A 26,861-nucleotide genomic window follows, 5' to 3' on the forward strand; every position below is an offset into this window, starting at 1 on the left:
CCGACGGCTCTTGTGAGGGAGCCGCTTGTGTGACGAAGGGTGGCATTTGCCACCCTTTGTCGCTTTCCAAGGCAGGCATGGCTGGACCCTGATGCCGCAGATGCCCGATACTGCAGGTTTGGCGACGCCGCAGACGAGCCGTGAACCCGGCGGCCGAGCCCAGGTCTATTCAGACGACAGAACAGCCCGTTCGCACTGACCTCATGCCACGAATCGACTTCTGCCGCTTGCTGGTGATGGCCGCCTGCATCACGTCTGCTGCGCCAGCCTGGTCGCAGACGGTCTACCGTTGCCCAGGCAACCATTTCACCAATGCCCTCACGCCCAAAGAGGCCGAGGCCAAAGGCTGTCGCGTGGTCGAAGGTGGCAATGTGACCATCGTGGAGTCGCGCCGGCCGCCCCCCGCAGCGGCCCGGCCCTCAGGCGGTGGCACGAGTTCGGCTGCGGCTTCGCCCGGCCCGCGCATCGACCCCAACGAGCAGCGGGCCCGTGACAGCGATGCCCGGCGCATCCTGGAGGCCGAACTGCGCCGTGAGGAGGAAGCCTTGGCTGCATTGCGCAAGGAGTACAACAACGGCGAGCCCGAGCGTCGCGGCGACGAGCGCAACTATCAGAAGTATCTCGATCGTGTGGCGGCTTTGCAGGCCGACATCGCTCGCAAGGAGGCCGACATCGCCTCCATCCGCCGTGAGTTGGCCCGGCTGCCGGCTGCGCCTTGAGGTCCAGGTCCTTGGCGGAGTCCTCTGCCCGCGTTGCCTCGTCTGATGGCGCCGATGCTGCCCAGGCACTGTCGGCCCATGTGGCGGCGTTCGACCAATTGGCCACCATGGTGGCCTTGGTGCGCACCGATGGCAGTTGCCGCTTCGTCAATGCGGCCTTCGAAACCGTGCTGGGCTTGTCCCGGCGCAGCATGCTGCGTGGTTCGCTGTTCGACTGGTTTGTCGAGCCCGATATCGTGCGCGAGACCGTCGCGGCCGTGGCCCGCAATGAGTTTTCCATCAGCCGCTTCGAGACCCAGTTGCGGCGCCCACCGGGTGCGGCGACCACCGAATGGCTGCCGGTGCACGTGATCGTCACCCAAACCGACGAGCCCGATCAGGTGTTGGTCGAATTGGTGGAGATCGAGCAGCAAACCCGGCAGGACCGCGAGGAACGTGCGCTGGACCAGGCTCAAGCCACCAAGGAGCTGATTCGCAACCTCGCTCATGAGATCAAGAACCCCTTGGGGGGCATCCGTGGGGCCGCCCAGTTGCTGCAAATGGAGGTCGAATCCAAGGGCTTGGCCGAATACACCCAGGTCATCATCCACGAGGCCGACCGCTTGCAAGCCCTGGTCGATCGCCTGCTCGCGCCGCACCGCAAACCCCATGTCGTGGGCGATGTGAACGTGCATGAAGTCTGCGAGCGGGTGCGGTCGCTGATCCTGGCGGAGTTCCCGCGCGGCCTGACCGTGCGGCGCGACTACGACATCTCCATCCCGGAGTTCCGGGGCGACCGTGAGCAGCTCATCCAGGCGGTGCTCAACATTGCCCACAACGCCGCCCAGGCGCTCAGCCAGCGCATCGCCGCGGGGGATGCCTGCATCACCTTGCGCACCCGTATCGCGCGCCAAGTCACGATTGGCAAGCAGCGCTATCGTCTGGCATTGGAATTGCATGTCCAGGACAACGGCCCGGGCGTGCCCGAGTCGATCCGTGATCGCATCTTCTTCCCATTGGTGTCGGGGCGCGAAGGCGGATCGGGTTTGGGGCTGACGCTGGCGCAGACTTTCGTGCAGCAACATCAAGGCACGATCGAATGCGAAAGCGAGCCTGGGCACACGGTGTTCAAGATCCTGATTCCTCTGCCCTGAGCACAATCCGGGAGGGGCTCAGGCCCACAGACCACAGGCGAGGAGCGCAGGCGGCAGCCCTATGAAACCCATCTGGATCGTTGACGACGACCAATCCATTCGCTTCGTGCTGGAAAAGGCCCTGGCACGCGAGGCCCTCCCGGTGCGCAGCTTCACCAACGCGCGCGACGTGCTGGCCGCGCTGGAAGACGATGAGCCGCAAGTGTTGGTGTCGGACATCCGCATGCCCGGCGGCTCGGGGATCGACTTGCTGGCACGGGTCAAGGAGCGTCATCCGGGGCTGCCGGTCATCATCATGACGGCTTTCTCCGATTTGGACAGCGCCGTCTCCGCCTTCCAAGGCGGGGCGTTCGAATACCTGCCCAAGCCTTTCGATCTGCCCAAGGCCGTGGAGCTGATCCGCCGCGCGGTGGACGAAAGCTTGCGTGAGGAGGTGCGCGACGAGCGCTTGGCGCAGGTGCCCGAGATGCTGGGCCAAGCCCCAGCGATGCAAGACGTCTTTCGCGCCATTGGTCGCCTCAGCCAGAGCAATGTCACCGTCTTGATCACGGGCGAAAGCGGTTCGGGCAAGGAACTGGTGGCGCGTGCGCTGCACAAGCACAGCCCGCGCGCCAGCGGGCCCTTCATCGCCATCAACACTGCGGCCATTCCGAAGGATTTGCTCGAAAGCGAGCTGTTCGGCCACGAGCGTGGGGCGTTCACCGGCGCGCAGACGACACGGCGCGGCCGCTTCGAGCAGGCCGATGGCGGCACGCTCTTCCTCGACGAAATCGGCGACATGCCCTTCGACCTGCAAACACGCCTGTTGCGCGTGCTCAGCGATGGGCAGTTTTATCGGGTCGGGGGTCACAACCCGCTGCGCAGCAATGTGCGGGTGATCGCCGCCACGCATCAAAACTTGGAAGAGCGTGTCCGGCAGGGGGTGTTCCGCGAGGACTTGTTCCATCGTCTCAACGTCATTCGCCTGCGCCTGCCGCCACTGCGTGAGCGGCGCGAAGACATTCCCACGCTGGCACGCTACTTCTTGCAAAAAAGCGCCAAGGAATTGGGGGTGGAGGCCAAGCGCATTTCCGATGCGGCGCTGGAGCGTTTGCTCAGCTTCGACTTTCCGGGCAACGTGCGTCAGCTCGAAAACATCTGCCACTGGCTCACCGTGATGGCGCCGGCGCAGGTCATCGAGGCCAAGGACTTGCCGCCTGAACTGCTGGGCGAGGTCACGCTGTCGCCCAAGCCGGCGGTGTCGGTGCTGCCGCCGGTGCCGCCCAGCGCGACGGCCGCGGTGGGCGCTGGGGCCACTGCCGCAGTGCAGCCCCCAGCGCCTGGCGAGGCGGCCAGCGCCCCGGCCGGTGACTGGCTGCGCGATTTGGAACGTGAAGCCCGCGATCTGCTGTTGGCCGGGCAGCCCAATGTGTGGGATACCTTGAGCCGCCGCTTCGAGGCTCGGCTCATCCACACGGCGCTGGAGCTGACGCGCGGACGGCGTATCGAGGCGGCTCAGAAGCTGGGCATCGGGCGCAACACCATCACCCGCAAGATCCAGGAACTCGGTCTGGACGAGTCATGAGGGGCTGGCCGTGAGCCGTCAGTCCAGTTGGGCCAGCACCGGGGCGTGGTCGCTGGGGCGCTCGTTTTTCCGCGGGGTTTTGTCGATGGTGCAAGCCCTCACCCTGGGCTTGAGCGCTTCGCTGACCAGAATGTGGTCGATGCGCAGACCCTGGTTCTTGCGAAACGCCAAGTTGCGGTAGTCCCACCACGACCAGCTCTTGGGCGGCTGCTCGAAGAGCCGGAAGGCATCGTGCAAGCCCAGGGCCAGTAGTTGGCGAAACTGCTCGCGTTCTTCGGGCGTGCAATGGATCTGTCCGGCCCAGGCGACCGGGTCGTACACATCGCGGTCTTCGGGGGCGATGTTGTAGTCGCCCATCAGCACCAGCCGCGGGTGGCGGCTCAATTCCTCGCGCACCCAGTCGCGCAAGGCGCGCATCCACTGCATTTTGTAGTCGAACTTGTCGGTGCCCGGGGCCTGTCCGTTGGGGACATAGGCCCCGATCACGCGCAGCTCGCCCACCGTGCCGGCGATGACGCGGGCCTGCTCGTCGGCAAAGCCAGGGATGTTGCGCACCACGTCTTGGGCGGGCGTTTTGCTCAGCAAGGCCACGCCGTTGTAGGTCTTTTGGCCGAAACACTGCGCGCAGTAGCCGGCCTGTGCAAATTCGGCGTGCGGAAACTTGTCATCGGTCAGCTTGGTTTCCTGCAGCACCAACACGTCGGGCTGCTGCTGACGCAGCCAGTCCAGCACCTGGGGCAGGCGCACGGCCAGGGAGTTGACATTCCAGGTGGCAAGTTGCATCGGGTGTGGGGTGCAAGAGGTGGGACGAGGAGTTTAGACGCTGCACACCGAACCGCAACCGGCCTCGATGGCCGCACTGCAGCGCCCAAGGCGTGGACGGCCTGGCCGCGCCGTCCGAGCCAGCACCCGGCGCTGGCCCCCATGCAAAGCGAGCCCATGTCCCAGTCATGACCGAGGCCAGTGGCGCCGGCCCACGATGAGGGGATCAAAAAGAAGCCTGATCAAAAAGAAGCCTGGCTACCAGACGGGTGTGCACCCGCCTTTGGCTGGCCAAAACGATCAAGGGCTTGCAGCCCCGGATCGCCCCACGATGACCGGCGTCGGGGCCCTGCTGAGGGCAGGGCGATGACTTGACGCGCAGTATAAACACAAATGAGAATCGTTCGCAAGTGATCTGGGGTTCTGCGATGGCCTCTTGGACGCCGAGGGTGTCCGCGGCCTCATGAATGGGAGAGTCAGCCATGGTCGACGTGGGAACGCTGGCGCAAGAGCATCGCGCCTTGGTGGCCTTGTATGGGCAGGTTCAAACCCGCTGCAGTGCGCAACTGCGGGAGCAGTCGTGGCGGATCCAATGTTTGGAGGCCGAGGTGATGCGCTTGCGCGCTGCCGTGATCGTGCAGCAAACGGCCTTGGCCATCGCGCAAGAAGAGCGCCGTCAGTGGGAAGCCGCGCTGCCAGGCTTGCCGCGGCGCATGGAGCTGAGCCGGCGCATCGAAGGCCTGGTCCAGCACCTGCAGTCTTTGTTGCGCGAACGCTCGCGCGCGGCATGGATGGTCATCGATCGACCCGGTCCGGGCTGATAGGATACGACGGTTGGTGCTCGCAGTGCAGTTCATGCGCTGCAGTTCAACGGGAAGCTGGGGGGTGCCGTCCCATGCCGGTCGCACCTAACCAGCGCTGCCCCCGCAACGGTAAGTGGACGGAGACCGTGTCCTTGCTGGCACGCTCCAGCTTTCATCTGGCAAGCCACTGGTGATGCGCCTAGCGCATCGCCGGGAAGGCGATGAAGGTTGCATCCACCAGCCCGGATACCGGCCAACAGGGTGGCCCGGCCAATGTGCTGGGCCGTGAGGCTCATGCACCGTCGGGGAAGGCGGTGAGAGCGGATCTCTTTGCAGCGACCGTCATGTTCGAGTCGTTTCGTCGCGCGCGTCGGGTGTCGCGCACCGGAGCCCGTCTTTGCGCGGGGCTGTCTTTGGTTCTTGCCTCCACCGTCTGGGCGCATGGCAGTCACAGCCACGGCCATGGTACGGTGCGTCTGGTGATCGAAGGCCACCACCTGACGGCCAGTTTCGATGTGCCGTTGGAGAGCTTTCTTGGCTATGACTACCCGCCGCAGGGCGCCGAGCAGGAGCGGGTGTGGCGGGCCTTCAAGGCCCGACTGCAGGACCCGACCCAGTTCATTCAACCCGCTGCCGAAGCCGACTGCCGCGTTCTGGGCCATGACCTCATGCCCGAGCTGACGCAAGGCGACCCGATGGGCGACATTCCCAACATCGTGTACCGCGTGCAGTTTCGCTGCCACCGTCCCGAGGCGCTGCAAGCGGTGGTGTTCACCGCGTTTGCCGATCATCCCGGCTTGAAGCAGTTGCGTGTGCAGCTCATCACGCCGCAGGGGCGCAAGACGGTCACGGTGCGCCCGCGCTTTCCGGCGCTGACGTTCTGAGGGGGGCACATGCTGGAGCTGGGTTTCCTGCACATCGTGCAGTGGTTGCTGACGCCGGTGCTGGTGTTGTTGGCTTGTGCCTTGGCCTATGCCTTGTGGATGACCGGGGTGGTGGCGATGGAGGCTTGGCAGCGCCGCGTGCGGGGCTTTGCCTTGCTGCGCGGTGTCGATGCCTTGACGCTGGAGGAATTGGAACTGCAGGCCTTGGCCCGTGTGGAGCCTTTGCGGCTGCTCAGTCGGGTCACGCCCATGCTGGGGCTGATCGCCACCATGATCCCCTTGGGCCCGGCCTTGCAGAGCGTGGCGCATGGGGATGGACGTGCGGCCTTGTCGGTGTTCAGTGGAGCATTTGCGGGCGTGGTGTTGGCGTTGACGGCCGCCTCTTTGGGCTTGGTGCTGCATTCGGTGCGCCGGCGCTGGCTGCTGGCCGAGCTGCTGGCGGTGAAGCGGGCGCGCGCGCAGGAGGGGGCATGAGCCTGCGCCATTTCGAGGTCTTCGACGAGGACGACGATCCGATGTCGTCGGCCATCAACCTGGTGGACGTGTTCTTGGTCTTGGTGGTGGCCTTGCTGATTGCCGTGAGCATGGCTCGGCAGCATGAGGCCATGGCCGAGGGCGACGCAGCGCCGGACCTCGTGGTGCGAGAGCCGGGCCGAGAGGTGCGCTATCGCGGCAGCGGCTCGACCGGCGAAGGCCAGGGGGTACGCGCCGGCGTGGCTTATCGGCTGCGCGATGGCAGCATCGTCTATGTCCCTGAAGTCGCGTCCGCCCCGGACGCGTCAGCGTCCCGATGAGCGTCTGGCACCGTTGGCTGCACGTGGTCGCGCTGGGATGGGTCTGTGGGCTCGGGCTTGGCAGCGCGGTGCAGGCGCGTACCTTGCTGTGGGTGACGATGGAGGTGACGCCGGCGTCTCGCACCGCGCAGGTCGAGCGTGTTGCGGCCGAGCGCGGCTGGCAGGTGCTGCACCTGGACCATCCCTTGCGGGACGACCCGGCCCGCGAGCCGGCGCAACGGCAGGCCATGGCCGAAGCGCTGGAGCGCGCCGACCTGGTGTGGGTCGATGCGCCGCATGCCACGGTGCTGGGGCGGCTGCAGCGCTCGTTCGGTGCGCTGTTCGATGCGCATGCGCGCCAGCACCCAGGTCGTCTGGTGTGGATCCTCGCGCACGAGCCCGCCGCCACCGTCGCCGAGGACGTGGGCGGCCGCATGGCGGCCTATTTGCGCGCTGGCGGGAGGGCGAACCTGCGTCATGCCTTGCAGTTGGGTGAGGCTTGGTTGGACTGCGGCGGCTGTGATGTGGCGGCGCTCGCGTCGGATCTGCCCGCGCCGCAGGCTTGGCCCTTGCGGGGCCTTTATCACCCGCAGGCGACGGGATTTTTCGCCGATGTCCAGGAGTGGCGCCGCTGGCGGGGCGAGCGCGGGCATCGAAGCGAGGTGGCCGTGCTGGTGCATCGTCATCACTTCATCGACGGGGACACCGTCTGGCTGGACCGCTGGTTGCAGCTCTTCGAGGCCCAAGGCCTGGATGCCTATGCCGTCTTTGGTCAGCAGCTCGATGCCGGCGGGCTGCGCGATGTGCTGGGCGCCGCACCGCCGCGCTTGGTGGTCTTGCATCAGATCAGTTCGCAGTCGGCGGCCCTGCAGTCCTTGTTTCAAACCTGGGACGTGCCGGTGCTGGCCACGCAGCCTTATCGGCATGGCCCCACCGGTGCCTGGGAGCGCGACCCGACGGGTCTGAAATTGTCGGATGCCCCGTTCTATCTGGTGCAACCCGAGGCGGCCGGCGCGATCGACCCGGTGGTGGTGACGGCCCATGCCGATGGGGGGCGGCAGGTCGAGTTGATCGAGCGCCAGGCTCAGGCGGTGGTGGACAAGGCGCGGCGCCTGCTGGCGCTGCGCGACACCCCGGCAGCGCACAAGCAGCTCGTGGCCATGGTCTACAACTATCCGCCCGGCGGCAGCCACTTCGGGGCGTCGTTTCTCAATGTGCCGCGCAGCTTGGAAGTGGTGAGCACCGCGCTGGCCGAGGCGGGCTACGCGGTGCGGCCGACCCGCGAGGCCGAGTGGATCGAGGGGCTGCGTCCGCTGTTGCGGGCCTACTATCCAGAGGCGGATCTGATCGACTTGCTGCGCAAGGACCAAGCCGCCGCCTTGCCGCTGCGCGAGTATCTCGCCTGGTGGCGCACGCTGCCCGAGCCGGTGCGTGCGCGCATCGCGGCCCGCTGGGGCGAGCCTGCGGCCAGTCGTTATGTGGTGTCCTGGCAGGGCGAGCCGGTGTTCGTGATTCCCCGCATGCGGGCCGGACACTTGTCGGTGCTGCCGCAGCCGCCGCGCGAAGAAACCTTGCGTCATGGTCAAAACCCCTTCATGCATCGCAGCCGCGAGCCCGTCTCACACCATTACCTGGCCGTTTACCTATGGGCTCGACGAGCCCATGCGGTGATCCACTTCGGCACCCACGGCACGCAGGAATGGGCCAATGGCAAGGCGCGCGGGCTGGACGTGCATGACGATGCGCTTTTGCCACTGGGGGACGTGCCCGTGGTGTATCCCTACATCGTCGACAACCTCGGCGAGGCGCTCACCGCCAAGCGCCGGGGCCGCGCGTTGTTGGTCAGTCACCGCACGCCGGTGCTGGCCACCACCGCCTTGTCGCCGCCGATGGCACAACTGCATGAGCTGATGCACGACTGGGCCATGGCCGATGCCGGTCCGACGAAACAGCACATCGGCCAGCGCCTGGTGGACGCGATCGTCGAGCATCGTTTGCACCTCGACTTGAAGTGGACGGTCGATCAGCTGCATGCTCGCTTGGATGAATTCCTCGAAGTGCTGCACCCGTGGTTGGACCAGCTGGCCCATGCCAGCCAACCGCAGGGTTTGGCCGTGTTCGGACGCGCGCCTGAGGCGTCCGCGCGGCGCGCGATGGTGCTGCAGGCGCTGCGCACCCCGCTGCTGGATGCGCTGGGCGAGGACGTGGATGAAACCTTCCTGATCGATCATCGGCAGCTGGCCCAGTCGCGCCCGATGCGCTGGCTGGACGTGGCGCTGCGCGATGCGCAGGCCGCCAGCCAGCTCGATCTGCGGCCAACGGCGCCGCCCAGCACCGTGCCCAACCGGGCGGCCGTGCATGCCATCGACCGCGAGGCATTGCGCGCGCTGGCCGAGCAGGCGCAGGCGTTGGATCGGCTCTATGCCACCGAGAATGAACTCAACGGCCTGCTGGCCGCGCTGGAAGGGCGCTTCGTGCCAGCCGCCTATGGAGGCGATCCGCTGCGCAACCCCGACAGCCTGCCCACCGGGCGCAACCTCACCGGGTTGGACCCCAGCCGCTTGCCCACACGCCAGGCCTACACGGTGGCGCAAGTGCTCTTTGAGCAATGGCTGGCCCAGTGGCGCCAGGCCCATGCGGGGCGTGCGCCTCGGCGGCTCGTGTTGTCCCTGTGGGCCGGCGAAACCCTGCGCCATCATGGGATCATGGAGGCGCAGGCCCTGGTGGCCTTGGGCGTGCGGCCGGTGTGGGATGCCGCAGGGCGCCCCACGCGCGTGGAGGTGATTCCCGGTGAGCAACTGGGGCGGCCTCGGGTCGATGTCCTGCTCAGCGTCACGGGGTCTTATCGCGATCAGTTTCCGGCGCTGATGGCCTTGATCGATGCTGCGGTGGCGCAGGTCGGCGCGGCCGACCCGGGCGGTGTGGTGGCGCAGCACAGCCAAGCCGTGGCCGATGAGCTGCAGCGCCAGGGCGTGCCGGCGGAACGAGCACAGCGGCTGGGGCAGGCGCGCGTGTTTGGCAATGCGATGGGCGACTACGGCACGGGGCTGAGCGAGGCCGTCCAGGACAACCGGTTGCAAGCGCGGGACGATCGGCTGGGTGAGCTGTTTTTGCAACGCATGGGGCAGCCTTACCTCGGCGGAGAGCCCGTGCCGGACATCGACGCGATGCAGGCTGCGCGCGCCTTTGGGGCGCAGTTGAAGCGGGCCGATGCCGCGATACTGTCGCGCAGCTCGCATCTGTACGGCATGGTCACCTCCGACGACCCGTTCCAGTACCTCGGTGGACTGGCCGCGGCGGCCCGTCGGGCCGGCCGATCGGAGCCCTTGCCCTTGTTCGTGCACCAATTGCACAACGCCGATGAGCCCCATGCCCAGACGGCCTCGCAGAGCGTGGCGCTGGAGATGCAATCGCGCTACCTGCATCCTGGATGGGTGAGGGCGCAGAAGGACGAGGGCTACGCGGGTACCTTGCAGGTGCTCAAGGCCGTGCAGTTCCTCTGGGGCTGGCAAAGCGTGACCGAAGGCGTGGTGCGCCCCGACCATTGGCAAAGCCTGCACGAGGTGTATGTGAAAGACCGGCTGGGGCTGGGCGTGGCCAGTTGGCTGCGCAGCCATCCACAGGCCTATGCCCAGGTGATCGAACGGTTGATCCAGGCGCAGCGGCATGGTCACTGGACGCCCGATGCGGCCACCAGCCGCGAACTGGCCGAGCTTTATCGTGAGCTGACGCGCCAAGCGCCCTTGTACCAGGAGCTCGCCGGCGTGCGCGCCTGGGTGGACCGTGCCCTGACGGCTGCGGCCGCGCATGGCGCGCGAGGCGTCTCCCGCGGGGCCGAAGCCGCCTCGGTGCAGCCCATGTTGCAGCCCATGTCGGCGCCGCCGCAGGCTGCACCGGCCGCGGCGGATGCCACCGCCACGTGGGTGCCAGTCAAGGGTGAGAGGCTGGAACCCGTGTCAGGGCCATCGCAGAGCCCGGCCGAAGCGCTGACGGCTTGGCTGGCACTGATGCTCATGCTCGGCCTGGTCTTGGGTGGCGCTGTGCAGCAGTGGCAACGCGCAAGGCGGACCTACGCCGTCTGACGTATTCCGAAGCTCTTGGTCCTTCATCACACTTGGGTCGCTTACGAGCCCACGACATGACCTGTTCAAGTTTTCTCTCCACGTACACACCGATGCATCTGCGAGTTGGCTTGGTCGGGGGACTGGCCGCATTACTGTGTGCACCCTGGGTGGCCGCTCAAACGCCGTCCACACCGTTGTCCGAAGCGGCTTTGCCCGCCATCGAGGTGACGGGACGAGGAGACTCGCAATATGACCGCGCCGAGGATGCTGATGCCACCAAGACCGAATTGCCGGTGCACGAGCAGCCGCAGGCAGTGCGCGTGGTCACCCGCCAGACCATCGAGGACCTCCGGGCCACACGCCTGGATGATGTGCTCGATCACGTGGGAGGTGTGTCACGCCAGAACGGTTTCGGGGGGCTTTGGGACAACATCGCCATCCGCGGCTTGGCTGGTCACGAGAACACCGGCATGTCGATGATGCTCAATGGCTTTTCGGCCAACCGGGGCTTCAATGCCCCACGCGACTTGGCTGGCGTGGACCGCATCGAGTTTCTCAAGGGGCCGGTGGCGGCTTTATATGGCAGCAGCGAGCCGGGCGGCACGCTCAATACCGTGAGCAAGCGGCCGCTGTGGTCGAGTGCACATTCGCTGGATCTGTCGGTGGGCAGTCATGACCGCAAACGAGTGGCGCTCGACACGTCGGCCCCATGGAACGAGCGCATGGCCTATCGGCTCAACTTGGCCGCTGAGGACCATGGCGGATTTCGCAATCACGTGGACACCCGGCGCTATGTGGTCGCGCCGGCCTTCACCTGGAAGCTTTCGACCGATACCGTGTTCGACTATGTCGGCGAATTTCTGCAGCATGCCACGCCACTGGATCGTGGGGTGGTGGCCGTGGGCAATCGCTTGGGCGTGGTGCCGCGTAGCCGATTCCTTGGCGAGCCGGCCGACGGGGACGTGACGGTGAAGAATCAAACACACCAGGTCATCGTTTCGCACGATTGGGGCGCCAGTTGGCGCAGCCGACTGGGTGTGTCGTATCGCATCACCAGCCTGGAAGGCTTCTCCACTGAAGCCACTGCGCTGCAGCCAGACCAGCGCACGCTGACCCGTCAGCGCCGCTATCGCGACTACGATTCCGAGGATGTGGCCATGCAGGCAGAACTGCAAGGCAGGGTTCGTCTTGGGGGGCTAGAGCACGAACTGCTGCTGGGTGTGGAGCGCTACCGCTTCCGTCTCGACTCACGGATGCTGCGCATCAATCCCAGTGCCGGCAGCCCCTATGCGATCGACATTTACGACCCGGTCTATGGTCAGCCGCAGCCCGTGCCCCTGCCCAATACCGATACGGTGGAGCGTCAGCGCAACACTGCCACCTACGTGCAGGACATGGTGCGGCTGACCCCACAGTGGAGACTCATGGCCGGTGTCCGGCTGGACCACTATGACCAGACCTTGGACAATCGCCGCACCGGCCGTCGTAGTACGCAAAGCCCCCAAGCGACCTCGCCTCGCGTGGGGTTGAGTTGGTTGCCGACGGCGCAGTGGGCGCTTTATGCCAATGCAGGGAGGTCTTTCCGTCCGAACGTGGCCAACGAAGCCGGTGAGGCTTTCGATCCAGAGAAGGGCCAGGCCGTGGAGCTGGGATCCAAATGGGAGAGCGTCGATCAACGTTTGGGAGCCACGGCTGCAGTGTTCGACATTCGCAAGCGCAATGTGGTGACCTCCTTGGGCGGTGTGGCGGTGGCCGCCGGACGAGTGCGCAGCCAGGGTGTGGAGTTCGATCTGACCGGCCGCATCAGTCCGCGTTGGCGTGTCAATGCCAGTCTGTCCTACACTGAGGCCACAGTCACCGAGGATGGCACCCTAGAAATAGGGGGGCGTTTGCTCAATGTGCCTCGGGTGACGGCCAGCTTGTTGGCCGTGTACGAGGGCACACTGGCACAAGGCCAACGCTATAGCCTTGGCGGTGGTGTCACGCATGTCGGCAAGCGCTTGGGCCAGGCGCGCACGCAAAGCGAAGCCAACGCCGGCACACCGGCCTTCGAGTTGCCGGCTTACACGCTGGCCAAGCTCGTGGCGCATTGGCAGCCCGATCCGATGCTGCGTCTTGCCTTGGACGTGGACAATCTTTTCGATCGCACCTTCTACAGCAGCTCCTACAGCCGCGTGTGGGTCACGCCGGGGGCACCGCGTACCGTCACCGTCAGTGTACGAGCCAGCTTCTGATCCATGAGTGTTCATTCTTCCGGCCTGACACGACGCCAGGCTTTGCGTTACGCGGGGTTGGCAGCCGCCGTGGCCTGTGTGCCCACACAGGCCCGGACGACACCTGCCCCTTTGCAGATCGTTGGCCCGTGGGAGATCGTGGGCCTGCACCCTGCCAGCAGCGGCTACATCTTCACACGCTTGCAAGTGGCAGAAACCCTGATCGGTGCAGCCGATGACGGTTCGCCCGAGCCCGCTTTGGCGCGGCGTTGGGAGGTTTCGGGCGATGGTCTGACCTGGCGCTTCGAGCTGCGTGATACGGCACGCTTTCACGATGGCTCGGCGGTGACGGCGTCTGCCGTGTTGCGCTGCCTGGAGGCCGCCCGCACGCCACCGTCTTTGCTCAGTGCTGCGCCCATTCGGTCGATGGGATCCGAAGGCGAACGTGTCGTGGTGATTCGGCTGAAGGAGCGGCACGCCGTCTTGCCAGCCCTATTGGCCCATAGCAGCACGTTGGTGCTGGCGCCATCGAGTTTCGATGGCACGGGTCAGGTGCGCCGTATCGTGGGCAGCGGTCCGTACCGCATCGTTTCGCTCACGCCTCCGCAGCAGCTGGAGACGGCCGCCTTCGAAGATTTCGATGGGCCGCGCCCGGCCATCGAGCGTGTGCGCTATTTGGCCGCCGGCCGCGCCGAAACCCGCGCGCTGATGGCCGAGGCAGGTCAGGCCGACCTTGCCTATGGGCTCGATCCAGCCAGCTTGCAACGCCTGCGGCTGCGGCCGAATGTGCGCGTGGAAACCGTGACCCTGCCGCGCACAGTGATCCTCAAACTCAATGCCGGCATCTCGCCGTTGAACGATGTGCGTGTACGTCGCGCGCTGAGCCTATGCATCGACCGCGCCGGCATCGCGCGCGCCTTGTTGCGCGACCCGGAGCTGGCGGCCACCCAGCTCTTTCCGCCCACGCTGGCCGGTTGGCATGATCCATCCTTGCCGGCGCTGGCTTACGATCCGGCCGAAGCAGCGCGTTTGCTGGCTCAGGCGGGCTGGCGGCTGGGGCGCGATGGTTTGCACGACGCGCACGGGGCGCCGCTGCAACTGAGCCTGCGTACGTTTCCGGACCGGCCGGAACTTCCCTTGATTGCCACGGCCCTGCAGGCTTCGTGGCGTCAGGCGGGTATTGCCGTCAAGGTGAGTGTGGGTAATTCGGGCGACATTCCGCTGGGCCATCGCGATGGCAGCCTGCAATTAGGGCTGGCGGCGCGCCACTATGCCAATGTGCCCAATCCCACCAGCACTTTGCTGCAAGACTTCGGTCCCCGAGGTGGCGACTGGGGTGCGATGGGCTGGGCCAGCGACCACGTGTCGTCGGCCTTGACCGAGCTGGCGCGCGGGGCCATCAGCTCCGAGCGTGAGCGGGCCCTGCGTCGGCAGGTGGCCAGCATCTTGCAGGCCGAACTGCCCGTGGTGCCCATCGCCTGGTACCGCCAGCAAGTGGCCGCCAGCCGACGCGTCAGCGGGGTCAGCCTCGATCCGCTGGAGCGTTCATACCGGATCACGGCCATGAGATGGAACGCATGACCACGAAGATCTCCGTCTGGGGTCCGATCTTGGCTCGACGGCTGCTGCAAGCCGTGGCACTGGCGCTTATCGTCGGTACGTTGTGTTTCTTCATGACCATTTCTTTGCCCGGCGACATGGCCATGCGTATCGCCGCCGGTCGCTATGGCTACGACTTGGTTGGCAACCAGGCTGCCGTTGCCGTCAGCGCCGAGCTTGGGTTGGATCGTTCCTTGTGGTCGGCCCTGTTGAGCTGGTGGGGGGATCTCGCGCGTTTGAACCTCGGCACTTCCTTGGTGACGGGTGAGATGGTGTGGCACGAGGTGACCCATCAACTGGGTGCCACCATCGAACTCGCCTTGGCCGCGGTGTTCTTGGGCGTGTTCCTCGGTGTGCCCATGGGTGTGTGGGCGGGCCTGCGCCCGCACGGTTGGATCGACCACATCACCCTGACTTTGTCGGTCGTGCTGCGTGTCACCCCCCCGTTCCTGCTGGCCGTGCTGCTGATGTTGGGAGTGGCGGTGTCCTTGGGCGTGCTACCGGTGGCCGGCGACGGCCACGCCACTGGCCTATTGCTGCCTGGGCTCACGCTGGCGCTGGGCCTGTCTGCTGGATTGGCCCGTGTGGCGCGCAATGCCACGTTCGATGTGGTCACATCTGCGGCCTTCGAATTCGCGCGGACCAAGGGGCTGTCCGATTGGCAGGCTTTGTGTCGGCACGGCCTGCGCAATGCGGCCGTGCCGATGGTGGCCTATTTGGGGGTACAGGGGGTGCTTCTGGTCGAAGGAGCCGTGGTGGTCGAAACATTGTTTGCTTGGCCGGGCATTGGCCATGCCTTGGTCCATGCGGTGTTTGCACGCGATGTGCCCGTGATCCAGGGGACGGCTTTGTGCATGGGGTTGATCTTCGTGATTTTCAACTTGCTGGTCGATGCCCTGTGTGCCGCACTGGACCCGCGGCGACGTCAGGGTCAGGAGGGCGGGTATGAGCGCCATTCTTGAAACTGCGGGCGTGGCCACGCCGCCAGCGGGCTGGGGACGGATGCGTCGCAGGCTGGGCCTGGCCGTGCTGGGGGGGGTGGCGGCCTTTGCGTTGTTGGGGCCGGCCTGCATTCCCCATGATCCGGCGGCACAAAATTTGTCGGCCAGCTTGCAGCCGCCCAGTGTCGAACATTGGTTGGGCACTGACGTGATGGGGCGCAGCGTGCTGGCGCGCCTTGCGCACGCGGCAAGACTGTCCTTGGGCTTGGCGCTGCTGGCGGCCGTGACGGCAGCCATCCCCGGTGTGTTGTTGGGGGTGGTGGCGGCTTGGTGCGGTGGACGCACGCAGCGGGCCTTGGTGATGCTGTGTGATGCTGCGATGGCCGTGCCGGGGCTGCTGATGGTCTTGCTCGTGGCCGCGCTGGCACCGGGCCATTATGTGGCGCTGTACCTGGGCCTGGCGTTGTCGCTGTGGGTGGAGTACTTCCGCGTGTGCCGGGCTGCAGCCCGTCCGGTGTTGGCCAGCGATGCCGTTCAGGCGTCCAGGCTGCTCGGCTTTGGCCTGCCCTATGTGCTGTGGCGCCACCTTTTGCCGGCCTTGGCGCCGGTGTTGGGCACGTTGTTGGCCTTCAGTGCAGCGCAGGCCGTGCTGGCCCTGGCGGCCCTGGGCTTCATCAGTGTGGGCTTGCAACCGCCAACACCCGAGTTGGGCTTGATGATGATCGAATTCCTGCCTCACTATCACGAAGCCCCTTGGCTCATCGCTGCTCCGGTAGCTGTGTTGATGTTGTTGGTGCTGGGCATGATGTTGTTGTTGCCCGACCGTGCGGCCGAAAGGCAGGCTCGATGAGTGGTGAAAAGCTTTTGCAGGTCGAAGGCTTGTCCGTCCGTGCGGGCTCGCAGACCTTGGTGCGCGAGGTGAGCTTTGCGCTGGGTCCTGGCGAATGCATCACCTTGTTGGGCGAAAGTGGCGCTGGCAAGTCGTTACTGGCGCAGGCCGTGATGGGCAATCTGCCTGTAGGCTTGCGCGCGTCCGGCCGCATCGGAGTGTCTGGGTGGTTCACGCCGGCCGAGCAGGGGCCTGCGCGGCGCCCCCTGTGGGGGCGGACATTGGCGCTGCTGCCGCAGGAGCCGGCTCTGGCGCTGGATCCGCTGATGCCCATCGCTGCTCAGCTGGCCGAGGTGCATGCCCTGGTGCGTGGGCTCGATCCGCGGGTGGCACGCAGTGCTGCGGGCCAAGCCCTGGAGGCTGCAGGGCTGTCCGATGCCGCGAGCAGCTATCCCTGGCAGGTGTCGGGTGGCATGGCCCAACGAGCCGTGGCCACCATGGCCTTGGCCGGCGGAGCCCGGGTGCTGTTGGCCGACGAACCCACCAAAGGACTCGATGCGCGCTGGCGTCACTTGGTGGTGGCTTGGCTTCAGCGGGTGCAGCGCGAAGGTGGTTGCGTGGTCACCATCACCCACGACCTGCGGGTTGCCCGGGCCCTGGGCGGGCGCATCGTGGTGTTGCGTGGGGGCGAAGTCGTGGAACAGGGCGATGCTCGAGAGGTGCTCGATTCGCCGCGCCATGACTACACCCGACGCCTCGTGGCTGCCGACCCCGCGCATTGGACGCCGTGGCCCCAACCTGCGGCACCAGGCGAGTTGGTGCTATGCGCACGCGGCCTGGTCAAAGGCTTTGGCGTGCGCCGTCTGTTCGAAGGGCTCGATCTCGATCTGCACCGTGGCGAGCGGCTGGTGGTGCAAGGCCCCAGTGGCATCGGCAAGACGACGTTGGGCAATGTGTTGCTGGGCCTGTTGCCCATCGATTCAGGACGCCTGCAGCGAGCAGACGGTTTGAGCCCGCAAGCATTCCAGAAGCTCTACCAGGACCCGGTGGCGGCATTTGCACCGTTCGTATCGCTGGAGCGGTCGCTCAAAGATGTGGCCCGGCGGCATGGGCGGGCTTGGTCGACGGTGTTGGATCAACTGGAACGCCTGCGTGTGCCCGTGTCTTTGCTGCAGCGTCGGCCCGATCAGGTTTCCGGAGGCGAATTGCAGCGCGTAGCGCTGGCCCGGGTGCTGATGGTGCAGCCGGTATTGATCTTTGCCGATGAGCCCACGTCGAGGCTCGATCCCATCACTCAGCAGGAAGCCATGGCCGAACTGGTGGACAGCGCCGTAAAAACGAATACGGCGCTGGTGCTGGTGACGCACGATGACGACATCGCGACTGCGGTGTCGTCGCGGGTGTTGCGCTTCGGCGAATCCGGCTGGGCCGAAGTCCCTGCAGCGAAGGCCGCCGCGGCCGAACCCGTGGGCGCCATCTGAATCAGGGCTCGTCGGGCACGGGGGGCGGGCGGCGCTGGTAGGTCACGAAGTGGTAGCGCCAGCCTTCGGGCGAGGTATGGGTTTCGCGTGCGACTTCGGTGAAGGCTGCACGGTCCCAGGCGGGAAAGTAGGTGTCGCCCTCGAAGTCATGGTCGATCTCGGTGAGGACCAGCTCGTCGGCCCAGGGCAGGGCTTCGGCATAGACCTGGGCGCCGCCGATCACGTAGATCTTGGTGGCGTGCTTGAGGAGCTCCAGCGCAGCTTCGAAGGAGGGGGCTTCCTCGATGCCTGGGGCTTCCCAGTGGATGTTGCGGGTGATGACCACGTTGCGCCGGCCTGGCAGTGGCCGACCGATGGACTCGTAGGTTTTGCGCCCCATCAGCACGGGGCAGCCCATCGTGACCCGCTTGAAGTGCTGCAGGTCTTCGGGCAGATGCCACGCGAGCTGGTTGTTGCGACCGATCACGCCGTTGCGCGCCACGGCGGCGATGAGGGCGATCTGCGGGCGGTCCGATGGAAGAGCTTGGCTCATGCCTGCATTGTGACCTGAGCCGGGCCGGACGTCATCGCATGCGCGTGCGAGCTGGTAACAAGGCACTGCCGATGGCCACCATGATCAGCGCGGCGGCGGCCAGGTCGGGCCAGTGCGGCACTTCGCCCACGATGAGGGTGGCCGAGCCGGTGCCGATCAGCGGCACGGCCATGATGGAAAACGCACTGGCCGCCGGCGGCAGGCGGCGTGCCATGCCGAACCAGATGATTTGCGCAAAGCCGTAGTTGATGGTGGCGCCCCAGACGAGCGACCACCACATCGGCGTGCTGAAGCGCCAGTGCGGCGCGGGCTCCATCACCGGCGCGATGATCCAGAAGGCCACGGAGCCCATCCCCATCATCCACACCGTGAGGGCTTCGGTGGGCATGGTGCTGGTCGTGCGGCGCATCAGCACGGTGCCCAGGGCCCAGCTGAAGGCGGCGATTTGCATCCACACGATGCCCACCGGCCGGCCCGCCAACGCGGTGAACTCTTGCGCCACCAGCAGGCCCACGGCTGCCGCGCCACAGACCACGCTGAGAAAGACCCGGCGGCCGAGGCGTTCGCCAAAGAGCAGGGCGGCGATGAGCACCGTCCAGATCGGCATCGTGAAGCCCAGAATGGCCGCGCGGCCCGAAGCCAGCTCCTGCACCCCCAGGATGGAGAACAGGTGCCAGCCCAGGATGTTGGGCAACGCCAGCCAGGCGATGCGGGTGAATTCGCCGGGCGGCAGCGCGAAGCGCACGCCGCGCCAGCGGTAGAAGGCCAGCAGCATCAAGGCCCCGCCGGTCATCGTGACGGCGCGAAAGTACAAAGGCGAGAGTTCCCGCAGCGAGAACTTCATCATCGGCCAGTTCAGCCCCCACATCAGCGTGAGCAGCACCAGCGCGCCGAGCTGGCGACGGGTCAGCATGACCGCGGGGGCTCAGACGGCCACCGGCGCCTTGATGGCCGGATGGTGTTGGTAGTCCAGCACCTCGAAGTCCTCGTACTCGTAGTCGAAGATCGACGCCGGTCGGCGCTTGAGGCGCAGCACCGGGTAGGGATAGGGCGTGCGCGACAGTTGCAGCTCGACCTGTTCGAAATGGTTGTTGTAGATGTGGCAGTCGCCGCCGGTCCAGATGAACTCGCCCACCCCCAGGTCGCACTGCTGGGCCAGCATGTGGGTCAGCAAGGCATAGCTGGCGATGTTGAAAGGCACGCCCAGGAAGATGTCGGCGCTGCGTTGGTAGAGCTGGCAGCTCAGGCGGCCTTGGGCCACGTAGAACTGAAAGAAGGCATGGCACGGTGCCAGCGCCATTTTCGGCAGATCGGCCACGTTCCAGGCGCTGACGATGATGCGGCGCGAGTCGGGGTCGGTCTTGAGCTGCCGAACCACCTCGGCGATCTGGTCGATGTGGCCACCGTCGGGCGTGGGCCAGGAGCGCCACTGCACGCCATAGATGGGGCCGAGATCCCCATCGGCGCGCGCCCATTCGTCCCAGATGGTCACGCCGCGCTCTTGCAGCCAGCGCACGTTGCTGTCGCCACGCAGGAACCACAGCAGTTCCAGGATGACGCTTTTCAGGTGCACTTTTTTGGTGGTCACCAGCGGGAAGCCTTCGTTCAGGTCGAAGCGCATTTGGTAGCCGAAGACGCTGCGTGTGCCGGTGCCGGTGCGGTCGGTCTTGGCCACGCCGTGGGTGTAGACGTGGCGCATGAAGTCTTCGTACTGGGTGCGGATGGGGCGAGCGGGGGTCATGGGCGGCTGGGTGGGGGGCGAAACCACCGATTATCCAGGGTTCGCATCGGCCAGTTGCAGGGCGGCCAGCTGCGCGTACAGGCCGCCGCGTGCGATCAGTTCGGCATGCGTGCCGACCTCGACGATGCGCCCCTGGTCCAGCACCACGATGCGATCGGCACGTTGCACGGTGGATAGGCGATGAGCGATCACCAGCGTCGTGCGGCCGCGCATGAGTTCGTCCAAGGCGGCTTGCACCAGGCGCTCGCTTTCGGCGTCGAGGGCGCTGGTGGCCTCATCCAGCAACAGCAGGGGCGGGTTCTTCAATAGGGCTCGCGCGATCGCCAGGCGCTGGCGCTGTCCGCCGGACAAGCGCACGCCGCGCTCGCCCAAGAACGTGAGATATCCCTGCGGCAGCGCGCGCAGGAACTCGTCGGCATGGGCGGCGCGGGCGGCCGCCATCACTTCCTCATCGCTGGCCTGGGGCCGTCCATAGCGGATGTTTTCCAGGGCATTGGCGGAAAAGACCACGCTGTCTTGCGGCACCCAACCGATGCGTGCGCGCAGTTCGTGCAAAGCGATGTCGGTGATGGGCACACCGTCGATCTCGATGCGTCCCTGCTGGGCATCGTAAAAGCGCAGCAGCAGCTGAAACAGCGTGCTCTTGCCTGCCCCACTGGGCCCCACCAGGGCCACGGTTTCCCCGGGGTGCACCACGAGGCTCACGTCCTGCAGGGCGGGCGTCTGCGGGCGCGACGGGTAGGCGAAGCGCAGATGCTCCAGCCGGATCGAGGAGCCGCCGCGCACGGCAGGCAGGCCGCGCGGGGCTGCCGGGTCCTGGATCGGTGAGCGGGTGGCCAGCAGCTCCATGAGGCGCTCGGTCGCGCCGGCGGCGCGCAGCAAGTCGCCCCAGACCTCGGCCAGCACGGCCACCGAACTGACCAGCAGCACCACGTAGACCACCGTCTGCCCCAAGTGGCCCGGGGTGATTTGGCCGGTGAGCACCGCCTCGGTGCCTTGGTACAGCCCCCAAAGCAAGGCGCCGAAGGTGCCAATGATGATGAAGGCCACCAGCACCGATCGTGCCTGGGTGCGCCGCACCGCCGTGTGGAAGGCCTGCTCGGCCGCATGGCCGAAGCGACGGGCTTCATGCGCTTCCTGCGTGAAACTCTGCACCACGGTGACCGCGTTGAGCGTTTCGGCGGCGATGGCGCTGAAGTCGGCCACCCGGTCTTGGCTGGCGCGAGACAGCTTGCGCACGTGCCGGCCGATCGCCAGCGCAGGCAGCACCAGCAGCAGCAACAGGCCCAACACCTGGGACATCACGTGAGGGTTGGTGACGATCAGCATCACCAGCGCCCCGCATCCCATCAGCAAGTTGCGCAAGCCCATGGACAGGCTGGAGCCCACCACGGTTTGCACCAGCGTGGTGTCGGTGCTCAGGCGCGAGAGCACTTCGCCGCTGCGCGTCGTCTCGAAGAATTCGGGGCTTTGGCCGATCACGTGCCGATACACCGCGGCACGCAGATCGGCCGTGATGCGCTCACCCAACCAGCTGACCAGGTAGTAGCGTGCGGCCGAGAACAGGCCCAAGGCCGCGCCGACGGCGAACAGTTCGGCGAAATGACTTTGCAGCGCCAACAAGCGCTGCGGCCCCGGGGTGTCCACCAGCCCTTGGTCGATCAGGCCGCGCAGGGCCATGGGCAACACCAGGGTGGTCAGCGCTGCCAGCACCAGAAAGCACGCTGCGGCGGCCACACGTCGGCGGTAGGGGCGCACGAACGGGGCCAGCTGGCGCAAGGTGGACAGGCGGCGTACGGCCGGGGTGGGGGTGTTCATCGGAGGAGGGGATGCTGCGGGCCGACAAATACTTGCCTTGACATTGATTGCTTATGCAAATATTATAGTCATCATGACAGACGGTTCGCCTTCCGAGGCCCATTTTTACAGTGTCGAGCGGTACAGCGCGCAAGACAGCATCGGCTACTTGATGCGCATGGTGCTGGCTCGCGCCGGTCAGGCGATCGACCGCCGCTTGGCCCAGCATGGTTTGACCCATGCGCAATGGGTGCCCTTGATTCGCATCCGCACGTGCCAGACGCCCACGCTGGCCGAGTTGGCGCGGTCGATGGACGTGGATCCCGGGGCCATGACGCGGATGATCGATCGGCTCGAAGCCAAAGGTTTGTGCCGTCGCGTGCGCTCCACCGAGGATCGGCGCGTGGTGCACTTGCAGCTCACGGCCGAGGGTGAGCGTCTGGCCGACGCAGTTCGGCCGGTGTTGGTGGAGGTGATGAATCGCTTGCTGGCCGGCTTTTCGCCGCAGGAATTCGAGACGCTGAAGCGGTTGTTGAACCGTATGCTCGCCAACGCGCAAGCCCTGCAGTAGGGGTCGGTGGCGCAGGGTGAGGCCTTTTGTTCGTCGATATAGTTGCCTATGCAAACAAAGCCCATGCAAGTTTTGAAGCGGCCCCGGGCTCGCCCCTGGGGGGCCGGGGCGGCGCTGTGGAGTGCCGCCGTCTTGGTGGCATGCGCCAGCCCGGCGGGGATCGAGCCCAGCGCTCGGCTGGTGCAGGCCGAGGCCTTGGGGGTGCCTGAGGAGGGCGCGAGGGCGGCGCTGTCGGATCGCTGGTGGCAGGACTTGGGCGATGCGGCGCTGGACGGCTTGGTGGCCCGTGCGATCGAGGGCCACCCGAGCCTGGGCATGGCGCGCGCCCGTCTGCGCGGCGCCTGGGCGGCGGCCCAAGCGGCGGATGCGGCTGGCGAGCCGCAGCTGCAAGCCGGCTTGGAGGCCACGCGCCAGCGGTATACCGACCATGGCATGGTGCCGCCACCGCTGGCCGGCTCGATGGCCACCAGCGCCACGCTGCAGCTCAGCGGCGCGTGGGAGATCGATTTCTTCGGCCGACACCGTGCCGCGCTGCAAGCGGCATTGGGGCAGGTGCGTGCGGCGCAGGCCGAGGCAGCGGCCGCGCAGCTGTTGCTGACCTCGCAGGTGGCGCAGACCTATGTGCAGCTGGCCCGTTTGCTGGCGCAGCAGGAGGTGGCGCAACGGGCCTTGGCGCAGCGAGAGACGGTGTTGCAGCTGATTCGGCAGCGTGTGGCGGTGGGGCTGGACAGCCAGGTCGAATTGGCTCAGGGCGAAGCGGCCTTGCCCGAGATGCGGCAGCAGATCGAAGCCTTGGACGAGCAGATCGCCCAGACGCGCCATGCCTTGGCCGCGCTGACGGTGCAGCCGCCCGAGGCGCTGGCCCGGCTGGCCCCGCGTCTGCAGGCGTTGCGAGAGCCGGTCGTGCCCAGCGTGATTCCTGCGGACTGGCTGGGGCGCCGGCCCGATCTGCAGGCCGCGCGCGAGCGGGTGGAGGCGGCCGTGCAGGAGGTGGCCGTGGCGCGGGCGCAGTTCTATCCCAATGTCAATTTGGTGGCCTTTGCCGGGGTGGCGTCGCTGGGGCTGGACCGCTTGCTGCAAGCCGGCAGCGCGCAGTACGGCATCGGTCCGGCCGTTCGATTGCCGATCCTGGACGGCGGGCGCTTGCGGGCACAGTTGCGCGGCAAGACCGCCGAGCTGGATGCCGCCGTCGAGGCGTACAACGCGGCCTTGCTGGACGCGCTGCGCGAGACGGCCGACCAGATCACGGCGCTGGGCGCGATCCAGCGGCAACAGGCCCAGCAGCGCCAGGCGCAACAGGCCGCCGAGACGGCATTCGAGCTGGCTGTGCAGCGCTACCGCGCCGGGCTGGGCACCTTGCTGACGGTGCTGTCTGCCGAAACCCATGTGTTGACGCAGCGCCGGCTTGCGGCCGATCTGCAAGCGCGAGCGCTGAGCGCGCGCATTGCTTTGGTTCGCGCCCTGGGCGGCGGCTATCACGCCCCCGCAGCCGCACGATCAGCCGACGCATCCGGCGGCGCCGAGGCACCGCCGCCGGGGGCCTCACGCTGAAACGGGCGTGTTCTTCCTCGCTGCAACTCTTTCATTCAGGACTCATCTCGATGAACGCGACACACGAAGAAGCACCTGCCGCACCGGTGGGTCGTGGCCCAGCCCGCCGGCGTGGGCTGATGGCGGTGGCCCTGGCGGTGGCGCTGGCCGGCGTGGCCTGGGCCGGCTACGACATGGCCGTGGCCAGCCGCTACGAAAGCACCGACAACGCTTATGTGCAAGGCGATCTGGTGCAGATCACGCCGCAAGTGGCTGGCACCGTGCTGGCCATCCATGCGGAGGACACCGAGATGGTGCGTGCAGGCCAGCCGCTGGTGGACTTGGATCCGGCGGACATGCGGGTGGCGCTGGAGCAGGCCGAAGCCCAGCTGGCGCAGACGGTGCGTGAAGTGCGCATGCTCTTTGCCAACGATGCGGCGCTGCAAGCGCAGATGGCTTTGCGCGAGGCCGAACTGGCGCGTGCTCGCACCGAGCTGGCCCGTGTCCAGCAGGACATGGACCGCCGCATGCCGCTGGTGGTCACCGGCGCCGTGGGCAAGGAGGAATTCGAGCATGCCCAGGCGCAGGCCCAGGCCGCACACAGTGCGATGCTGGCGGCGCAGGCCGCGCTGAACGCGGCGCGCCAGCAGTGGCAGGCCAATCGGGCCTTGACCGAAGGCACCGACGTGGCCTCGCATCCCACGGTGCAACGCGCCGCTGCCCGTGTCCGCGAGGCCTATCTCGCCTACAAACGGACGCAGCTGGTCTCGCCGGTGGACGGATATGTCGCCAAGCGCAGCGTGCAACCGGGGCAACGGGTGCAGCCGGGGGCTGCCTTGATGACCGTGGTGCCGCTGGCTCGGGTGTGGGTGGAGGCGAATTTCAAGGAAGGCCAGCTGCGGCGGCTGCGTCTGGGCCAGCCCGTCACGTTGGTGTCCGACGTGTATGGCAGCCAGGTGTCGTATCACGGCAGGATTGCCGGTCTGGGGGCGGGCACCGGGGCGGCGTTTTCGCTGCTGCCGGCTCAAAACGCGACGGGCAACTGGATCAAGGTGGTCCAGCGGGTGCCGGTGCGCATCGTGCTCGACCCGCAGGAGCTGGCCGAGCACCCCTTGCGCGTGGGTCTGTCGATGGAGGCCACGGTGGATGTCTCCAAGCAGGACGGCCCCATGCTCGCACAGGCCGTGCGCCGTGAGCCGGTGGCTCGCACCGCGGTGTTCGACGAGGTGGAGGCGCAGGCGCAGGCCGAGGTGGAGCGCATCATCGGCCAGCAGCTCGGATCGGCCCGCCGCAGCGCAGGCCACCCCTCCGGGGCGCATTCCTGATGCCTGGCCAAGCCCCCATGGATCGAGCGTCCCCCACCCTACCGGCTGCGCCTGCGCCGCTGTCTGGCGGCGCGCTGGTGCTGGGCACGGTCGCGCTGTCGCTGGCGACCTTCATGAATGTGCTGGATTCCTCGATCGCCAACGTCTCTTTGCCGGCCATTGCCGGCGATCTGGGCGTCAGCCCCAGTCAGGGCACGTGGGTGATCACCAGCTTTGGTGTGGCCAATGCGATTTCGGTGCCGTTGACGGGCTGGCTCACGCAGCGTTTGGGCGCGGTGCGCCTGTTCACCGCCAGCGTGTTGCTGTTCGTGCTGGCCTCGTGGTTGTGCGGCTTTGCGCCGTCTTTGGAATGGTTGATCGCCTGTCGGGTGCTGCAAGGGCTGGTGGCCGGGCCCATGATTCCTTTGTCGCAGACGCTGCTGCTGTCGAGCTACCCTGCGGCGCGCTCGGGCATGGCCTTGGCGATGTGGTCCATGACCACCTTGGTGGCACCGGTGATGGGACCGCTGCTGGGCGGATGGATCACCGACAACCTGTCCTGGCCCTGGATTTTCTACATCAACGTGCCGGTGGGGCTGGCTGCTGCGGCGGTGACGTGGCGCTTGTACGCCCGCCGCGAAACGCCCACGCGCAAGCTGCCCATCGACGGCATCGGTCTGGCGCTCATCGTGCTATGGGTCGGGGCCCTGCAATTGATGCTGGACAAAGGCAAGGAGTTGGATTGGTTTGCCTCGCCGCAGATCGTCTGGCTGGCTGCAGTGTCGGTCGTCGGGTTGGCGGTGTTTCTGGTGTGGGAGCTCACCGCCGAGCATCCCGTGGTGGATTTGCGCCTGTTCGCGCGGCGCAACTTCATGTTGGGGTCGATCACCTTGGCCGTGGCCTACGCGCTGTTCTTCGGCAATGTGGTGCTGCTGCCATTGTGGCTGCAGCAATTCATGGGCTACACCGCCACGGCCGCCGGGATGGCGCTGGCCCCGGTGGGGGTGCTGGCGATCGTCTTGTCGCCCTGGGTGGGCCGCAACGTGGGCAAGATCGACCCGCGCCGGCTGGCCAGCGTGTCCTTCTTGCTGTTCGGCTTGGTGCTGTGGATGCGTTCGCATTTCACCACGCAGACGGACCCGTGGCACATCATCGTGCCCACCCTCATCCAAGGTGCGGCCGTGGCGTTCTTCTTCATTCCGCTCAATGCCATCGTGCTGTCCGGGCTCGGGCCGGATCGCATTCCGTCGGCGTCGGGCCTGAGCAATTTCGCGCGCATCACCGCCGGCGCGATGGGCACCTCCATCGCAACGACTTTGTGGGACCACCGCGCCGCGCTGCATCATGCCCATTTGGTCGAGCAGCTCACGCCGGACCATCCTGCCTATATCGAGGCCGTGGGCCGAATGAGCGAGGCCGGGCTCAGCCCGGCACAGATCGCGCTGCAGCTGAACCGATGGGTCGACCAGCAGGCCTACACCCGCGCCGCCGATGACATCTTCTACGGCTCGGCGTTGCTCTTTCTGGGGCTGCTGGCGCTGCTGTGGTGGACGCGGCCGGTGCGACGCTCGGGTGGCACGGCTCCCGCGGCCGATGCGGCGCATTGAGCCGCGCGCGCGGC

The 26,861-nt window shown here is 66.7% G+C and carries 22 protein-coding genes and 1 riboswitch; of the genes, 17 read left to right on the forward strand and 5 right to left on the reverse strand.

Annotated elements, in window-relative coordinates:
- Positions 1–203: 203 nt before the first annotated feature.
- From CTA01S_RS10230 to ntrC, 3 genes are all read left to right on the forward strand, one after another.
- Positions 204–719 (forward strand): hypothetical protein, encoded by a 516-nt coding sequence (locus CTA01S_RS10230; RefSeq protein WP_019559525.1) that lies wholly within the window; start codon positions 204–206, stop codon positions 717–719.
- An 11-nt stretch (positions 720–730) separates the two neighbouring features.
- Positions 731–1,852, forward strand: coding sequence for a nitrogen regulation protein NR(II) (glnL, locus tag CTA01S_RS10235; RefSeq protein WP_157451344.1), 1,122 nt, complete (start codon positions 731–733; stop codon positions 1,850–1,852).
- 61 nt (positions 1,853–1,913) lie between these two features.
- Entirely contained in the window at positions 1,914–3,416 is a 1,503-nt protein-coding gene (gene ntrC / locus CTA01S_RS10240) for a nitrogen regulation protein NR(I) (protein WP_062195218.1), read from the forward strand.
- Positions 3,417–3,434: 18 nt separating this feature from the next.
- On the opposite strand, the gene CTA01S_RS10245 is transcribed toward ntrC, so the two are convergent.
- Complete coding sequence (locus CTA01S_RS10245; RefSeq protein WP_062195222.1) at positions 3,435–4,199, reverse strand: exodeoxyribonuclease III; 765 nt, start codon at positions 4,197–4,199, stop codon at positions 3,435–3,437.
- A gap of 461 nt (positions 4,200–4,660) precedes the next feature.
- Here CTA01S_RS10245 and CTA01S_RS10255 point away from each other — a divergent pair, with 461 nt between their 5' ends.
- From CTA01S_RS10255 to CTA01S_RS10295, 10 genes are all read left to right on the forward strand, one after another.
- On the forward strand, positions 4,661–4,999 hold the full coding sequence (locus tag CTA01S_RS10255) for a hypothetical protein (protein ID WP_062195230.1): 339 nt from the start codon (positions 4,661–4,663) through the stop codon (positions 4,997–4,999).
- A riboswitch (cobalamin riboswitch) is annotated at positions 4,997–5,253 on the forward strand. It overlaps the preceding gene by 3 nt.
- A gap of 72 nt (positions 5,254–5,325) precedes the next feature.
- Complete coding sequence (locus CTA01S_RS16465; protein ID WP_084362394.1) at positions 5,326–5,865, forward strand: ZrgA family zinc uptake protein; 540 nt, start codon at positions 5,326–5,328, stop codon at positions 5,863–5,865.
- Between the two features lie 9 nt (positions 5,866–5,874).
- Positions 5,875–6,339, forward strand: coding sequence for a hypothetical protein (locus tag CTA01S_RS10260; protein WP_019559532.1), 465 nt, complete (start codon positions 5,875–5,877; stop codon positions 6,337–6,339).
- Positions 6,336–6,659: a DUF2149 domain-containing protein gene (locus tag CTA01S_RS10265; RefSeq protein ID WP_019559533.1), complete on the forward strand. Its 324-nt coding sequence runs from the start codon at positions 6,336–6,338 to the stop codon at positions 6,657–6,659. The genes CTA01S_RS10260 and CTA01S_RS10265 overlap by 4 nt, the downstream gene beginning before the upstream one ends.
- Complete coding sequence (gene cobN, locus CTA01S_RS10270) at positions 6,656–10,720, forward strand: cobaltochelatase subunit CobN (protein WP_062195234.1); 4,065 nt, start codon at positions 6,656–6,658, stop codon at positions 10,718–10,720. The genes CTA01S_RS10265 and cobN overlap by 4 nt, the downstream gene beginning before the upstream one ends.
- A gap of 92 nt (positions 10,721–10,812) precedes the next feature.
- Entirely contained in the window at positions 10,813–12,936 is a 2,124-nt protein-coding gene (locus tag CTA01S_RS10275; protein ID WP_062195239.1) for a TonB-dependent siderophore receptor, read from the forward strand.
- A 3-nt stretch (positions 12,937–12,939) separates the two neighbouring features.
- Positions 12,940–14,496 carry an ABC transporter substrate-binding protein gene (locus CTA01S_RS10280; protein ID WP_062195243.1) on the forward strand — a complete coding sequence of 519 codons (1,557 nt, stop codon included), beginning with the start codon at positions 12,940–12,942 and terminating at the stop codon, positions 14,494–14,496.
- A complete protein-coding gene (locus CTA01S_RS10285; RefSeq protein ID WP_232301042.1) occupies positions 14,493–15,476 on the forward strand; it encodes an ABC transporter permease in 984 nt (327 codons plus the stop codon). Before CTA01S_RS10280 ends, CTA01S_RS10285 begins: the two co-directional genes overlap by 4 nt.
- Positions 15,460–16,305: an ABC transporter permease gene (locus tag CTA01S_RS10290; protein ID WP_084362393.1), complete on the forward strand. Its 846-nt coding sequence runs from the start codon at positions 15,460–15,462 to the stop codon at positions 16,303–16,305. Before CTA01S_RS10285 ends, CTA01S_RS10290 begins: the two co-directional genes overlap by 17 nt.
- On the forward strand, positions 16,302–17,765 hold the full coding sequence (locus CTA01S_RS10295; RefSeq protein ID WP_062195251.1) for an ABC transporter ATP-binding protein: 1,464 nt from the start codon (positions 16,302–16,304) through the stop codon (positions 17,763–17,765). The genes CTA01S_RS10290 and CTA01S_RS10295 overlap by 4 nt, the downstream gene beginning before the upstream one ends.
- 1 nt (position 17,766) lies before the next feature.
- Here the strand turns inward: CTA01S_RS10295 and CTA01S_RS10300 are convergent, their stop codons facing one another.
- From CTA01S_RS10300 to CTA01S_RS10315, 4 genes are read right to left on the reverse strand one after another with little or no spacing between them, the layout of a single operon-like run.
- The gene (locus CTA01S_RS10300; RefSeq protein WP_062195256.1) at positions 17,767–18,297 is read right to left on the reverse strand and encodes a dihydrofolate reductase; all 531 of its coding nucleotides are present in this window, start codon (positions 18,295–18,297) and stop codon (positions 17,767–17,769) included.
- A gap of 31 nt (positions 18,298–18,328) precedes the next feature.
- Positions 18,329–19,210 (reverse strand): DMT family transporter, encoded by an 882-nt coding sequence (locus CTA01S_RS10305; protein ID WP_062195259.1) that lies wholly within the window; start codon positions 19,208–19,210, stop codon positions 18,329–18,331.
- A 12-nt stretch (positions 19,211–19,222) separates the two neighbouring features.
- Entirely contained in the window at positions 19,223–20,038 is an 816-nt protein-coding gene (locus CTA01S_RS10310; RefSeq protein ID WP_019559538.1) for a thymidylate synthase, read from the reverse strand.
- A gap of 30 nt (positions 20,039–20,068) precedes the next feature.
- Positions 20,069–21,856: an ABC transporter transmembrane domain-containing protein gene (locus CTA01S_RS10315; protein ID WP_062195261.1), complete on the reverse strand. Its 1,788-nt coding sequence runs from the start codon at positions 21,854–21,856 to the stop codon at positions 20,069–20,071.
- Between the two features lie 73 nt (positions 21,857–21,929).
- On the opposite strand from CTA01S_RS10315, the gene CTA01S_RS10320 reads away from it, so the two are divergent.
- From CTA01S_RS10320 to CTA01S_RS10335, 4 genes are all read left to right on the forward strand, one after another.
- Positions 21,930–22,406, forward strand: coding sequence for a MarR family winged helix-turn-helix transcriptional regulator (locus CTA01S_RS10320; RefSeq protein ID WP_062195264.1), 477 nt, complete (start codon positions 21,930–21,932; stop codon positions 22,404–22,406).
- Positions 22,407–22,469: 63 nt separating this feature from the next.
- Complete coding sequence (locus CTA01S_RS10325; protein ID WP_062195266.1) at positions 22,470–23,957, forward strand: efflux transporter outer membrane subunit; 1,488 nt, start codon at positions 22,470–22,472, stop codon at positions 23,955–23,957.
- 50 nt (positions 23,958–24,007) lie between these two features.
- Positions 24,008–25,261, forward strand: coding sequence for an HlyD family secretion protein (locus tag CTA01S_RS10330; RefSeq protein WP_062195269.1), 1,254 nt, complete (start codon positions 24,008–24,010; stop codon positions 25,259–25,261).
- A gap of 17 nt (positions 25,262–25,278) precedes the next feature.
- Entirely contained in the window at positions 25,279–26,847 is a 1,569-nt protein-coding gene (locus tag CTA01S_RS10335; RefSeq protein ID WP_157451345.1) for a DHA2 family efflux MFS transporter permease subunit, read from the forward strand.
- Positions 26,848–26,861 lie beyond the last annotated feature (14 nt).

Source organism: Caldimonas taiwanensis NBRC 104434 (assembly GCF_001592165.1).
GTDB lineage: Bacteria > Pseudomonadota > Gammaproteobacteria > Burkholderiales > Burkholderiaceae_C > Caldimonas > Caldimonas manganoxidans.

Coding starts and splice junctions, on each gene's coding strand:
- CTA01S_RS10230 (WP_019559525.1), top strand. CDS start 204: ATGCCACGAATCGACTTCTGCCGCTTGCTGGTGATGGCCGCCTGCATC.
- ntrC (WP_062195218.1), top strand. CDS start 1,914: ATGAAACCCATCTGGATCGTTGACGACGACCAATCCATTCGCTTCGTG.
- CTA01S_RS10245 (WP_062195222.1), bottom strand. CDS start 4,199: ATGCAACTTGCCACCTGGAATGTCAACTCCCTGGCCGTGCGCCTGCCC.
- CTA01S_RS10255 (WP_062195230.1), top strand. CDS start 4,661: ATGGTCGACGTGGGAACGCTGGCGCAAGAGCATCGCGCCTTGGTGGCC.
- CTA01S_RS16465 (WP_084362394.1), top strand. CDS start 5,326: ATGTTCGAGTCGTTTCGTCGCGCGCGTCGGGTGTCGCGCACCGGAGCC.
- CTA01S_RS10260 (WP_019559532.1), top strand. CDS start 5,875: ATGCTGGAGCTGGGTTTCCTGCACATCGTGCAGTGGTTGCTGACGCCG.
- CTA01S_RS10265 (WP_019559533.1), top strand. CDS start 6,336: ATGAGCCTGCGCCATTTCGAGGTCTTCGACGAGGACGACGATCCGATG.
- cobN (WP_062195234.1), top strand. CDS start 6,656: ATGAGCGTCTGGCACCGTTGGCTGCACGTGGTCGCGCTGGGATGGGTC.
- CTA01S_RS10275 (WP_062195239.1), top strand. CDS start 10,813: ATGCATCTGCGAGTTGGCTTGGTCGGGGGACTGGCCGCATTACTGTGT.
- CTA01S_RS10280 (WP_062195243.1), top strand. CDS start 12,940: ATGAGTGTTCATTCTTCCGGCCTGACACGACGCCAGGCTTTGCGTTAC.
- CTA01S_RS10285 (WP_232301042.1), top strand. CDS start 14,493: ATGACCACGAAGATCTCCGTCTGGGGTCCGATCTTGGCTCGACGGCTG.
- CTA01S_RS10290 (WP_084362393.1), top strand. CDS start 15,460: ATGAGCGCCATTCTTGAAACTGCGGGCGTGGCCACGCCGCCAGCGGGC.
- CTA01S_RS10295 (WP_062195251.1), top strand. CDS start 16,302: ATGAGTGGTGAAAAGCTTTTGCAGGTCGAAGGCTTGTCCGTCCGTGCG.
- CTA01S_RS10300 (WP_062195256.1), bottom strand. CDS start 18,297: ATGAGCCAAGCTCTTCCATCGGACCGCCCGCAGATCGCCCTCATCGCC.
- CTA01S_RS10305 (WP_062195259.1), bottom strand. CDS start 19,210: ATGCTGACCCGTCGCCAGCTCGGCGCGCTGGTGCTGCTCACGCTGATG.
- CTA01S_RS10310 (WP_019559538.1), bottom strand. CDS start 20,038: ATGACCCCCGCTCGCCCCATCCGCACCCAGTACGAAGACTTCATGCGC.
- CTA01S_RS10315 (WP_062195261.1), bottom strand. CDS start 21,856: ATGAACACCCCCACCCCGGCCGTACGCCGCCTGTCCACCTTGCGCCAG.
- CTA01S_RS10320 (WP_062195264.1), top strand. CDS start 21,930: ATGACAGACGGTTCGCCTTCCGAGGCCCATTTTTACAGTGTCGAGCGG.
- CTA01S_RS10325 (WP_062195266.1), top strand. CDS start 22,470: ATGCAAGTTTTGAAGCGGCCCCGGGCTCGCCCCTGGGGGGCCGGGGCG.
- CTA01S_RS10330 (WP_062195269.1), top strand. CDS start 24,008: ATGAACGCGACACACGAAGAAGCACCTGCCGCACCGGTGGGTCGTGGC.
- CTA01S_RS10335 (WP_157451345.1), top strand. CDS start 25,279: ATGGATCGAGCGTCCCCCACCCTACCGGCTGCGCCTGCGCCGCTGTCT.